This is a genomic window from Ruegeria sp. HKCCE3926, from assembly GCF_017872515.1.
In the GTDB taxonomy this organism is placed as follows: Bacteria; Pseudomonadota; Alphaproteobacteria; order Rhodobacterales; family Rhodobacteraceae; genus Ruegeria.
In genome coordinates, this window is sequence record NZ_JAEDOU010000001.1 from 1,254,140 (window position 1) to 1,266,903 (window position 12,764).

General features: G+C 57.5%; 11 protein-coding genes. 6 read left to right on the top strand and 5 right to left on the bottom strand.

Annotated features, from left to right (window positions below; all coding sequences use genetic code 11):
* Nucleotides 1–29 precede the first annotated feature (29 nt).
* From I9184_RS06350 to I9184_RS06370, 5 genes are all read left to right on the top strand, one after another.
* Nucleotides 30–2,447, top strand: a complete 2,418-nt coding sequence (locus I9184_RS06350; protein ID WP_209833320.1) for an FAD-dependent oxidoreductase — start codon at nt 30–32, stop codon at nt 2,445–2,447.
* 31 nt (nt 2,448–2,478) lie between these two features.
* The gene (locus I9184_RS06355; protein WP_209833322.1) at nt 2,479–3,078 is read left to right on the top strand and encodes a nucleotidyltransferase family protein; all 600 of its coding nucleotides are present in this window, start codon (nt 2,479–2,481) and stop codon (nt 3,076–3,078) included.
* A gap of 750 nt (nt 3,079–3,828) precedes the next feature.
* Nucleotides 3,829–5,265, top strand: coding sequence for a DegQ family serine endoprotease (locus I9184_RS06360; RefSeq protein ID WP_209833324.1), 1,437 nt, complete (start codon nt 3,829–3,831; stop codon nt 5,263–5,265).
* A 180-nt stretch (nt 5,266–5,445) separates the two neighbouring features.
* Complete coding sequence (locus I9184_RS06365; RefSeq protein WP_152457754.1) at nt 5,446–6,126, top strand: response regulator transcription factor; 681 nt, start codon at nt 5,446–5,448, stop codon at nt 6,124–6,126.
* Nucleotides 6,119–7,489: an ATP-binding protein gene (locus tag I9184_RS06370; protein ID WP_171328677.1), complete on the top strand. Its 1,371-nt coding sequence runs from the start codon at nt 6,119–6,121 to the stop codon at nt 7,487–7,489. The genes I9184_RS06365 and I9184_RS06370 overlap by 8 nt, the downstream gene beginning before the upstream one ends.
* Here the strand turns inward: I9184_RS06370 and I9184_RS06375 are convergent.
* From I9184_RS06375 to I9184_RS06385, 3 genes are read right to left on the bottom strand one after another with little or no spacing between them, the layout of a single operon-like run.
* A complete protein-coding gene (locus I9184_RS06375) occupies nt 7,486–7,953 on the bottom strand; it encodes a CYTH domain-containing protein (RefSeq protein WP_171723413.1) in 468 nt (155 codons plus the stop codon). The two genes, I9184_RS06370 and I9184_RS06375, sit on opposite strands and share 4 nt — an antisense overlap.
* On the bottom strand, nt 7,950–8,705 hold the full coding sequence (locus I9184_RS06380; protein WP_209833326.1) for an AAA family ATPase: 756 nt from the start codon (nt 8,703–8,705) through the stop codon (nt 7,950–7,952). Before I9184_RS06380 ends, I9184_RS06375 begins: the two co-directional genes overlap by 4 nt.
* 3 nt (nt 8,706–8,708) lie before the next feature.
* Nucleotides 8,709–10,229, bottom strand: coding sequence for a CHAD domain-containing protein (locus tag I9184_RS06385; RefSeq protein WP_209833328.1), 1,521 nt, complete (start codon nt 10,227–10,229; stop codon nt 8,709–8,711).
* Between the two features lie 305 nt (nt 10,230–10,534).
* Between I9184_RS06385 and I9184_RS06390 the strand changes: the two genes are divergently transcribed.
* Nucleotides 10,535–10,882 (top strand): TfoX/Sxy family protein, encoded by a 348-nt coding sequence (locus tag I9184_RS06390; protein WP_171632970.1) that lies wholly within the window; start codon nt 10,535–10,537, stop codon nt 10,880–10,882.
* 53 nt (nt 10,883–10,935) lie between these two features.
* Here I9184_RS06390 and ndk read toward each other — a convergent pair whose 3' ends face one another.
* Both ndk and I9184_RS06400 read right to left on the bottom strand, forming a co-directional pair.
* Complete coding sequence (ndk, locus tag I9184_RS06395) at nt 10,936–11,358, bottom strand: nucleoside-diphosphate kinase (RefSeq protein ID WP_068334875.1); 423 nt, start codon at nt 11,356–11,358, stop codon at nt 10,936–10,938.
* Nucleotides 11,359–11,472: 114 nt separating this feature from the next.
* The gene (locus I9184_RS06400; RefSeq protein ID WP_209833723.1) at nt 11,473–12,675 is read right to left on the bottom strand and encodes a multidrug effflux MFS transporter; all 1,203 of its coding nucleotides are present in this window, start codon (nt 12,673–12,675) and stop codon (nt 11,473–11,475) included.
* Nucleotides 12,676–12,764: the final 89 nt, after the last annotated feature.

Sequence of the window (12,764 nt, forward strand, 5' to 3'; positions counted from 1 at the left end):
TTTTTTCCAAAGTCATGGGGAGGAACACTGTGAAAACCACCTGTCAGGTTGCCGTCATCGGGGGCGGCGTCGTCGGATGCTCGGTGCTCTATCACCTGACCAAGCTGGGCTGGTCCGACGTGATGCTGCTGGAGAGGTCGGAACTGACCAGCGGATCGACATGGCACGCGGCGGGCGGGTTTCATACGCTCAACGGCGACACCAACATGGCCGCGCTGCAGGGCTATACTATCCGGCTGTATAATGAGCTGGAAGAGATCACCGGCATGTCCTGCGGGCTGCACCATGTGGGCGGCATCACGCTGGCCGACAATCAGGACCGGTTCGACATGCTGCTGGCCGAACGCGCCAAGCACCGCTTCATGGGGCTGGAAACCGAGATCGTCGGCCCCGACGAGATCAAGAAGATCGCCCCAATCGCCAACACCGACGGCATCATCGGTGCGCTTTATGACCCTCTGGACGGGCACCTCGACCCCTCGGGCACGACCCATGCCTATGCCAAGGCCGCGCGCATGGGCGGCGCCACGATCGAGACCCACTGCATGGTGCGCGAGACCAACCAGCGCCCCGACGGTACATGGGACGTGGTCACCGACAAGGGCACCATCCATGCCGAGCATATCGTCAACGCCGGCGGCCTCTGGGCGCGCGAGGTCGGCGCGATGGCGGGCATCTACTTCCCGCTGCACCCGATGGAGCATCAATACCTCGTCACCGACAACATCCCTCAGATCGAGGCGATCATCGACGCGGGCGGCGAACATCCGCACGTCATGGACCCGGCCGGTGAAAGTTATTTGCGGCAAGAAGGGCGCGGCCTGTGCATCGGGTTCTACGAACAGCCCTGCAAGCCCTGGGCCGTGGACGGCACTCCGTGGGAGTTCGGGCACGAGCTGCTGCCTGATGATTTCGACAAGATTACCGACAGCATCGAGTTCGCCTATCGCCGCTTCCCGGTTCTGGCCGAGGCCGGGGTGAAATCGGTAATCCACGGCCCCTTCACCTTTGCCCCCGACGGCAATCCGCTGGTCGGACCAGTGCCCGGCGTGCGCAACTACTGGTCGGCCTGCGGCGTGATGGCCGGCTTCAGCCAGGGCGGCGGCGTCGGCCTGACGCTGGCGCAATGGATGATCGAGGGCGAGCCCGAGCGCGACGTCTTTGCCATGGACGTCGCCCGCTTCGGCGACTGGATCACCCCCGGCTACACCCGCCCCAAGGTGATCGAGAACTATCAGAAACGCTTCTCTGTCGCCTACCCGAACGAGGAACTGCCCGCCGCCCGCCCCAACCGCACCACGCCGATGTATGACATCTTCAGCGATCTGGGCGCGGTCTGGGGCCAGCAATACGGGCTCGAGGTGCCGAACTATTTCGCGCAGGAGGACGAGCCGACCTATGAAACCCCCTCCTTCCGCCGCTCGGACGCCTTCGCGGCAACGGGCCGCGAGGTGCGCGCCGTGCGCGAGGGCGTCGGCATCAACGAGGTGCATAATTTCGGCAAATACCTTGTGACAGGCCCCCGCGCCCGCGACTGGCTGGATCGGATCATGGCCGGGCGCATCCCCAAGCCGGGCCGCCTGTCGCTGACGCCGATGCTGTCGCCCAAGGGCAAGCTGATCGGGGACTTCACCGTGTCGTGCCTGGGCGAGGAAGAGTTCCAGCTCACCGCCTCATATGGTGCGCAGAATTTCCACATGCGCTGGTTCCGGCAGCATCAGGAAGACGGCATAACCATTGAGAATATCAGCGACAAACGCAACGGGTTCCAGATTGCAGGCCCCAATGCCCGCGAGGTTCTGGCTGCCTGCACCCGCGCCGATATCAGCGACATGCGCTTCATGGACGTGCGCCGCATGGTCGTCGGCATGACCGACTGCATCGTGCAACGGGTCAGCTATTCCGGCGACCTGGGGTTCGAGATCTACTGCGATCCGATGGCGCAGCGGCAGCTGTGGTGGACGCTTTGGCAGGCCGGCCAACCGCACGGCATCACCCCCTTCGGCATGCGCGCGATGATGAGCCTGCGGCTGGACAAGTTCTTCGGCTCGTGGATGCGCGAATTCTCACCCGACTATACCCCCGCCGAAACCGGGCTGGATCGCTTCATCGCCTTTGGCAAGGACGCCGATTTCATCGGCCGCGCCGCCGCCGAGGCGGAACGTGCCAACGGCCCCGCGCGCAGGCTGGTGGCCTTTGAAGTCGATGCAGTCGATGCTGACGTGAACGCCTATGAACCGATCTGGCTGGACGGCAAGGTTGTGGGCTTTTGCACCTCGGGCGGTTATTCGCATTATGCCCGCAAGTCCGTCGCCATCGGTTTTCTGCCAACCGAACGCGCAGCAGATGGGCTTGAAACGAAGATCGAAATACTGGGCCAGATGCGCAAGGCAAAGGTCATCTCGACACCCTTGTTTGACGCAGATGGCGCCCGAATGAGGGGATGACTCGGGCTCGGGCTGACGGCATTGTGCTGAAATGACTGAAATACCCATTATCCTTCTGGCGGCTGGCCAATCCAGCCGCATGGGCGGCATCGACAAATTGATGCAGCCGATCAACGGCATCCCGTTGATCGCCCGCTCTGCAAGCGTGGCCTGCGCCGTGGGACCTGTGATCGTCGCCCTGCCCCCTGAACCAAATCCAAGATATGGCGCGCTTGATGGCATGGATGTTCAGATCGTTCCGGTCCGGGATGCGGCAGAAGGCATGAACGCCAGTTTGCGCGCCGCGATCCAAAACCTGCCACCTGATGCACCCGCCGCGATGGTTTTTCTGGCTGATCTGCCCGATCTGACAGAAGCTGACCTGGCAGCAATCCTGAAAGCGCGAGAAACCCATCCCCACAACCTGATCTGGCGTGGGACGACCGAGGAAGGAAAGCCCGGTCATCCGGTGGTGTTTGACAGATCCCTTTTTGATCAACTGTCACAATTGCAGGGGGACGACGGTGCCCAGAAGATCGTGCGAAAGCATCAAAACAGTGTTCATCTGCATCCCCTGCCCGGCCGAAACGCACTGTTGGATCTGGATACCCCGGGTGACTGGAAGGCCTGGAGCAAAAAACATGCCCCCTGAACAAACACGGCCCGGTCTTATCGACCGGGCCGGTGCCCAAAACAGGACTACCACTTTGCTCAATCTCCAAAGCGCGGCCAGTGTGCTTTCAGAAACACCCCGGCTCTCAAACAGCCAAACCTAAACAAGACCCCCTCGTTAACACGCCGTTATCACTTTTGGTGATCGAGTTAGCCGCCAGCGCCCCCTAGCGCTTTTGGCTCCCCTCACTTGGGCACCTTCATCCTCACTTATCCGATCGCTCGAAACAACGTAAAATTGGAAGGAAGGGTTAATTTGGGTCTTGTTCAAATGGCTTTTACGCAACATCGCGCCAACCAGAAATCAACTTAAAGGCGATAGACTGTTTTCACAAGAGGTAGCGATTCGTGATTAAACGCAAACTTATTAGCCAATATCCGTAATCATCCACATTTTTTTTGTGTCAAGCCATGTCTCAACCAAACCCACCCACAACCATTGGAAGAGCAGCTCTTTTCCCCATCATTTGGAAGGATGATTGTCAACAAAACAAAACAAATTCAATGTTTTTGAAAGTTTGACGCCATTTTTAGCAACAATCCTCCGATTCGCTGCGGTCTTGGTCGGTGAAATTCCGCGAATCCCGATTGACGTCGACCGCAAGCCAACACCGACTTTGTGGCAAAATTAAGATTTATTAATTGATCAGTCAGGAAACGCCAATTCTGAGCATGCATCTGTTGTCTCAACGCGCAGCCGCAACTGCGCGACGATAATCAGGAGACACAAATGAGCATCCGCAAATCCTCGCTTTTACTTCCCCGCACTTCCAACTGGGTCGGTGTCAGTGCGCTCGGCGCGGCCCTACTGGCAACGACGGCTATCCCTTCCATGGCGGACGAGGCATTGGCTGACCTGGTTGAGACCGTTTCACCATCGGTCGTAACCATCATCGCTGAACAAGACGCAGTGCCGACCCCAGCCCAGGGGCAGAACTTTGACTTCGAAGGACACCCGTTTGGTGAATTCTTCAAACGCTTCGGCGGCCCCGAAGGGTTCAACATGCCGCAACGCGGCCCGTCTCAGGGCCTGGGTTCGGGATTTGTTCTGGACGAAGCCGGATACATTGTCACCAATCACCATGTCGTCGACAATGCCTCGACCGTGACCGTAAGGCTCAGCGATGATCGTACCTTCGACGCCGAAGTGGTCGGAACGGACCCGCTGACGGATATCGCGGTTCTGAAAATCGACGCGGGAACTGACCTGCAAGCCGTAGAGCTTGGCGACAGTGATGAAATCCGCGTAGGTGAAGACGTGGTCGCCATCGGCAACCCCTTCGGCCTCAGCTCGACCGTGACCACGGGCATCGTTTCGGCAAAAGGCCGCAACATCTCGGAAGGCCCTTATGCCGAGTTCATCCAGACGGATGCAGCGATCAACAAGGGCAACTCGGGCGGTCCCCTGTTCAACATGGATGGCGAAGTGGTCGGTGTGAACTCGGCCATCTATTCGCCCAGCGGTGGTTCGGTGGGGCTTGGATTTGCCGTCACGTCCAACATCGTTGAACACATCGCGGCCGATCTGCGGGATGACGGACAGGTGAGCCGCGGTTGGCTGGGCGTGTCGATCCAGAACGTAAGCCCACAACTTGCGGCAGCGTTGGGAATCGAGGCTTCCTCGGGCGCGCTGGTGTCTGACGTGGTTGCGGGCAGCCCGGCAGACGGCGCCCTGAAGCAGGGAGACGTTATCCTGACCTTCAACGACGATGCCGTGGAATCCAGCGGTGACCTGCCCATCCTTGTGGGCACGACCAAGGTCGGCACCGACAGCACTCTGACCGTTTTGCGTGACGGCAGGATGGAAACGGTGACCTTGACGGTTGGCCAGCATCAGGCCGCAACAGCCGAGGCCGACAAACCGGTCGAGGCGGAAATTGCGGGAACAACACTGGGTGTGACCGTGGCCCCCCTGACCGAAGCGGTTCGGGCAGAAACCGGTGTTGCTGAAACCGTCCAGGGCGTCGTCGTCACCGACCTGAAGCCCGACAGCCCAGCGGCAAAGGCCGGCCTGCAACGCGGCGATGTGATCGTCAAGCTCGGCAATCAGGACACTGTCTCTCCGGACGCGCTGAAATCTGCGCTGGACAGTGAGAAAACCGATCCTGCCCTGGTGCTGATCAACCGTGGCGGCAGCCAGATTTTTGTCGCGGTCGAACTGGCCTGACCTTGAACATGCGTGCGCCGCTTGATGGGGATTTTCGGCGCACGCCTCACCCGGCGGATCAGAGTTGTCCACTATCCGCCGGGCTTGCCGGGTGCCGGCCCAGCACCCGGCAAGAACTTCTTCTAACCATATGCTTTAGTTAAAATTTGTGTTTAAATATCAAAAGAAAGGATCCCGACCATGAGCCGCCGTCTGTTGATCGTCGAAGATGATGCTGACACCAGGGACTTCATCGCCAAAGGTTTTGGCGAAGAGGGGTATGTGGTCGAAACCGCCGCTGACGGTCGTGAGGGGTTGTACCATGCCACGGACGGTGGGTTTGACGCCATTGTTCTTGACAGGATGCTGCCCGGTCTGGATGGGCTGTCGCTGATCAAGTCAATGCGGGCCGCCGGTTTGAAAACCCCGGTTTTGATGCTGACTGCGATGAGCGCTGTGGACGAAAGGGTCAAAGGACTGCGCTCGGGCGCTGACGACTACCTGGTCAAGCCTTTTTCGTTTCAGGAGTTGCACGCCAGAATCGAAGCCCTTTTGCGTCGCCCTCAGGAATCCGAAGAGACGCCGACATTGACTTGCAAAGACCTTCAGATGGACTTGTTGACTCGCAAAGTCACACGCGATGGGCACGAGATCACTCTGACACCGCGTGAGTTTCAGATTCTCGAATTTTTCCTGCGCCGCAAAAACCGTGTGGTGTCGCGCACCATGTTGCTTGAAGGGGTTTGGGATTATCATTTTGACCCGAACACCAACGTCGTGGACGTGCATATTTCGAAGTTGCGACGCCAGTTGGACGAAGGCGGTGACGCGCCGTTGATTGAAACCGTCCGCGGAGCGGGTTACATGATGTCCGATGGATAACCTTCGGCTTTCCCTGAACAATTCCCGCACAAGGCTGGTTGCAACCAGCATGTTTCTGAGCACGATTTTGACGGCGTCTGTGCTCGCCATCGTCTATGTGACCGCCAACCGAAGCATCGAGGCCGAAACCCGCTCGGTCGTGTCAGCCGAGTTGACAGGGCTTGCGGATGAATACGAAAGGCGTGGGCTTATAGGTTTGATCACTGCAATTGAGCGCCGTTTGCCAAGTGCCGCCGAGCGGGACGCGCTGTATCTTTTGACAGACAGGTTGGGAGTCAAACTTGTCGGCAATCTCAAGTCTTGGCCGGTGAACATTGCCGCTGGAAGCGGTTGGGTGGACTTGGAATTGCGCCGGGCCGACAATGATCAGCTTGTGCCGGTTTCAGCTGCATCCATCCGCCTGCCGGGCGGCGAGCGCCTGCTGGTTGGACGGGATGCAGCGTCGCGCCAGCAATTCGACAGGGTTTTGTTTCGCTCGGTTGCGTTGGCGCTTGGGATTGCTTTGGTTCTGAGCGTCATCACTGGCTGGTTGTTCACGCGTTTGGTGTTTTCACGCCTTTCGGATATCGCCAGTACGGCCGAGAATATCGTTTCAGGCGACCTGTCAAAACGGATGCCGCTGCGCGGAACCGGGGACGAATTCGATCAGGTTTCAGGCACATTGAACAACATGCTTGACCGGATCGAGGAGTTGATAAGCAACCTTCGGACCACATCTAATTCGATTGCTCATGATCTCCGCTCACCTTTGTCTCGTCTGCGCCAAAGGGTCGAGGCCCTCTCTGAACCCGACAAAAGCGACTTGGATCGCGAGATCGACATTGCGCGGGCGACGGGTGAAATCGATCACGTCCTGCGGGTTCTGGGGCAGCTCACTGAAATCTCTCGGGCCGAGGCCGGCCTGGGGCGCGAGCAATTCGAAACCATCGATTTGCAGCAACTTGTTGGTGATGTTGTCGAGCTTTATGACCCGGTGGCCGCCGATCAAGGCGTGCAGCTTGAAGTCAAAGGTTCCGCCCCTGCCATTCAGGGGCACCGGCCCCTTCTGTCGCAAGCTCTTTCCAATCTGTTGGAAAACGCAATGCGTTACGCGCCGGAACATACTGCAATCACGATTTCGATCGGTACTCGCGACGGATTCACCCAACTGAGCGTCAGGGATCGTGGCCCCGGCGTACCGCCTAAAGAACTGGATCGCCTTCAGCTTCCCTTCGTGACACTTGACCCCGCGCGGACGGAACGGAATGCGGGTTTGGGCCTGGCTCTGGTGGCCGCAATCTCACATATGCACGGCGGAAAATTTGCCGCCCGGAACTGCGACCCCGGGCTGGAAACCACGATCAATCTGGCGCAACTGCGTTAATCCGGAACACCGTATATCGCCATGGTCTTGTTCTTGTATCGCGTGTCGGCAGTGACATCCGCACCGAACCAATCCGGTGGCACGTATGCTTTGGCCTGCTCCTCCGAAGTGAATTCTACCTCGACCAAGCGTAGCGGCGCCAGATCGCCTGAAAAGACGTCCAGCTCAAACAGCAAACCATCCGGCAAATGGCCGGTGTAGCGCTCTTTTTCCACCCTGCGCCCTTCTGTTTCCGGCCAGAAGGTTTCGAACTGATCCGCAGTTATCTCAGCCTCTCGCTCTAACCGGACCAGGCCACCAACCCCTTTCAAGGTCAGGAAATACGCATCGTTCTTTTGCCTCAGCCGCAGCTCGGTGGAATCGTCGGGGGCCGTCAGATAACCCTGTCTTACGACGGCCTTTTTCGCTTTGCTCAGGTCCGGCAGGCTTGAAACCAGAAACTTGCGCTCGATTTCCTTGCTCATTGGTTCGAAATCACTCCATTTTCCAGCTCTTCAAACAGCGCCCTGTAAGACGCACAGGCCGCACTGCGCCCGGCATAAATACAGACCGGGGCACGATTCTGACCCATCTTTTCAATATCCGCAGCGAAAGGAACCACCGTCCGCAAAAAGCGTTTCGGATACAGCTTGCGCATCGCCTTCATGGTTTCCTGATGCAAAACCTTCTGGTGTTGCACCATCGAAAAAAAGGCGCGCAGCTTTTTCTTGCGCAGCTTGTGTTGTTCAAAAAAGCTCACCAACTGATCGAAACTCCGCTCGGACAGGGTTGTCGGCATGACCGGCACAACGATTTCATCGGCAGCCTTGAAGACATTTTCAGACAAAGTCGAAAAGTTGGGCGGGCAATCCAGAACGATCACGTCATAGTCGCTGCCCGCGGCCATCAAAGCTTTTTTCAGCCGCGAGCGTTTGTATCGCATCCGCGACAGGAACACGTCGAAGTCGCGGAAGGTCAGGTTCGCCGGCAGAACGTCCAGCCCTTCGAAATCGCTGGCCCGGATCGCCTTGATAAACCGCTCCACATCCTCGAAAAACCGCGCATCCTTCAGCTTTTTTGATGGCTTCACCCGAAAGTAGAACCCTGAAGCGCCCTGGGGGTCGAGATCGCACAACAGCACCTGTTGCCCCGCCTGCGCATAGGAATAAGCCAGATTCACCGAAGTAGCGGTTTTGCCGACACCGCCCTTGTTGCTGTAACAGGCAATGATCTTCATTCCTCACTCCTTTTTTCGGTGAAACAAGTTCCGAAACAGGCGCCGGGTATCTGGCCCGTCAAACTTCTGAAAGCTGGCAATCACGCGGCTCCGCTCGGCCTTTTGGCGCTGATCCAGAACGGCAATCAATCCCCCCACGGCCAGGCCCATCCGCGCATCCACACGGCCCCGCGTGTCGCTGTGCTGCGCGACAAAAGCCGTCAAGGACTTTTGCTGAACAGCACAGTCGTTGAACACGCCCAGATTGTCTTGTAGCTTTTTCAATGGCTTGATGATTTTCTTGAAGCTCTTTTCATCGAACAGAGGCCCAAAAATCTCCATCAGATAGCGCAGTTTCTTGCAATCAATACGAAGGTCATGCACGATTTCGTCCCGAGTTTCGTCATTGACACCGCGTGCGATTTTGCAGACCGTGCGATACCGTTTCCAGATCAATGCGCACGCGTATTCATGTGCTGCCCGTTTCGCGTTTGATCCGGGCGTCAGGCGGTCTGTTCCGTTGAACATCGCCGTCAGATCGGACATACGGGCGTTGTATTCGTCACTGCGCAACCGGCGGGACAAGCGTGACAGTTCCTCGGCACGCTCCTTCTCGAAAAGGTCGAACATCTCTTGCAGACCCGCGTGAAGACTGGGCGGTACAAGACTGAAGTATTTATCTTTTTCCAGAAGATAGACATCCAGATCACGCATACGCCCGGTGGCGGCCATGAGATCGGAAAAGACACGTTTCAATTGCACTGTCTGCGTGTCTGAAAAAACGCCTTTGAACAGGCTGATCACCGAGCGGACCTTTCGCAATGACACCCGGTAATCATGCAGAAACTCTGTGTCGATATCGGCTATCACCCCATATTCGTTTTGCCGGGCAACTTCCAGATATGTTTGAATAATATCTGCCGCGACCTGAATAGATGGCTCAGCTTCCCCCAACTTGATCTCTGGCTTGGCCCGATAGGCGGCCATGCCTGGGAAAAGTCCGGCACAAAGCGCTTCGACACCCGGCCCGCCCACGGACAAGGCGGAAATCGCGGTGTTCACCTTTTGAAATTCTTTCTCATACCCCCGCAGCCGCTGAAGCTGAACGATTGCTGCCTGACCCGTCTGCGAAGACAGGCACCAAGCCGTTCCCCTGACCAGCATTTTCTCCAGCTCATCCAATACGGCGAGGGGTTTCGTCTGAATCTCTCCGGTTCCGATCTGCATCAGCGCACGCAGTTTGGGGAAACCCTTCAAAGCCGCTTTCACCGGACCCTGCGGCAGGTCATGAACAAACCGCCCCTGCCCCTTGCAGCGTTGAGACAGCGGCGCGCGGCCATTCTGGAAAAGCCACAGTGTTTCTGCGACCTCAACCAGAACACGACCTGAATTCCGCAACGATTGATCGTGGCAATCCAAAAGCACGAAAGATCTCGATTCCGCTGGTGGGTCGATCCCGATCGTGAACCCGGGAATGAGCTTTTCAACATGCGCTTGGTCAATGGATTGGGACAGAATGCACTGAACACCTGAAGGATCGGTCATGATCCACCAATCCGGGGCGTTTTCAGGTATTCATTGACATTTGCCTCAACGATCTTCTGCACGCTGGTTCCTTCTTCGACGGTTCTGATCTTTCATCACGTTCAGCGTAACCGGCTTTTACCTTGGTCAGCAGTTTGTCTGGCCCTGGACCGACCCACGTTTGGTATCTGTTGGCTTTTGAAACCCGGACCGCCGAGGCAGCATGACTTCATGAGAGCGGAAACACCAGAAGACAGCAAGACATTATGTTGCGCCAACGCGCAAACATGGGTGACAGACCCCAGAGGTGCAATTAAGACAGGCTAATGAGCGATCCAGTTTCTTCGATCCGCAACCTTGGACCGGCTTTCGAGCAGGCCTGCGCGCGCGCCGGCATCCACTCGGCTGAAGAACTGCGACAGCTGGGACCGGATGAAGCCTATGCCCGGCTTTTGCGGGCTGGCACCAAAGCACATTTCATCGGCTACTATGTTTTGGTGATGGGGCTTCAGGGACGCCCTTGGAATGATTGCAAGGGTGAAGAGAAGAAGAAGCTGCGACAGCGTTTCGACGCGATCAAGGCCGGCAACAGCGCCGCGCCGGAAAACCAGATGGTTGCCGATCTGGATGCCATCGGGGTCCGCGTTGCAACCAAAGATCTAAAGCAGGTCTGAATAAAAAAGGCCGCTCCTGGCGGAGCGGCCCGATCTTTCGGCAAAAAACCGGCTTAGCCGACCAGTTCGATGCCCGAGAAGAAATATGCGATCTCAACAGCCGCGGTTTCCGGAGCGTCGGAACCGTGAACCGAATTTTCGCCAACCGATTCAGCGAACTCGGCGCGGATGGTGCCCGGTGCTGCGTCCGCCGGGTTGGTTGCACCCATAACTTCACGGTTCTTCGCAATGGCACCTTCGCCTTCCAGAACCTGAACAACGACCGGAGCCGAAGACATGAATTCGCACAGTTCGTCATAGAACGGGCGCTCGGCGTGCACTTCGTAGAACTTGCCGGCTTGTTCCTTGGTCATGTGGATGCGCTTCTGCGCAACGATACGCAGCCCGGCTTCTTCGAACTTGGCGTTGATCTTTCCAGTCAGATTGCGGCGCGTTGCGTCGGGTTTGATGATCGAGAATGTACGTTCCAGTGCCATGTCGGCCTCTCCTTACAATGTGGCGCGGGTCCGCGCCGAAATCCATCGCGCGCCGCGTATCACGGTCTTTCGCTCATGAAAAGTGTTATGATGGTTTGCCTGCCGCTTTGGCGCTCAGAATGTATCCGGCAAAGGATCTGTCCGGTCCAGACGCCGAACGTAAAGCACTGCAAGCAGACCTGCAAAACTGCTGGCCCACATCATGCCCAGAACCAGAAACGGCCCGTTTTCAGGGCTGACAAACGCACCCGTCATCGAGGTCAGGATCGCGCCAAGCCCGACCACCATCGCCCCGGACAACCCTGCCGCGCTGCCTGCCAGTTTGGGTCGCACGGACATGACCCCTGCCGAAGCGTTTGCATTGGTCAGTCCATTGCCGAACCCAACGCAGATGGCCGAACCGAAGAATACCCAGACTGACCCCAGCCCGGCGATGAACAGAAGCAATCCGCAGAATGGCCCGGTCGAAGCCACAACGCGGCCGATCAGGATCATTGTGGTCAGACGTGTCCGTGCCGCGATCCGACCAGTAACGAAGTTACCGACCATGAACCCGCCTGTTATGATACCAATCCCAAGGCCCAACATGACAGGGCTCAGATCAAACCACGCGGCGGCGACCAATGGCGCACCGGTGATGAAGCTGTAGAACCCACCAATCGAAAACGAAGCGCATAAGGCATAACCCCAGAATCGGCGGGCGCGAAACAGATCCGGATACTCGCGCAATTGGGCGGTAAAGGTTGAAGAGCGGTTTGTATTGGTCTCGCCCATGTCGAACCAAAGCAAAACCAGCAGCCCTGCCCCCAGCACAGTGTAAAGAGCAAATCCCGAGCGCCAGCCAAAGAGCATGTCGAGTGTCCCACCCAGCATAGGGCCAAGCATTGGGGCCAAAGCCATGGCCATCGCCACATACCCCAGTTTGCTTGCAGCCTCATTCGGCGGATACCGATCTCTGATCGATGCGCTTGAAAGAACTGACCCAGCCACCACCGCGGCCTGCAAAAGACGAAAGCCCAGAAAGGTCCAAATGGCCTCGGCCAGAGAGCAACCGATTGAGGCGATGACGAAGATGGTGATGCACATCAAAAGTATCGGTCTGCGCCCGTAACGATCGGAAAGCGGACCCATGATCAGTTGCAACACGGCTGAGACCGCCAGATACCCGGCAACCGACAGGTTAACCAAGCCATAATCCACACCGAAATCCGTACTCATGTGGGCCAGAGACGGCAGGAACATGTTCAATGACAAAACCGACAGTGCCGTGGCAAAGATCAGAGTGACCAAGTGCGGAGGTGTCCGGGCCGCGCGCATGTGAAAACCGTTCTGAATAGCAAACGACACAGCGCTATCACATTGCTGAAAGCTTGAACATGCCGAGCCGCTGGCGGTGGCAACACAGC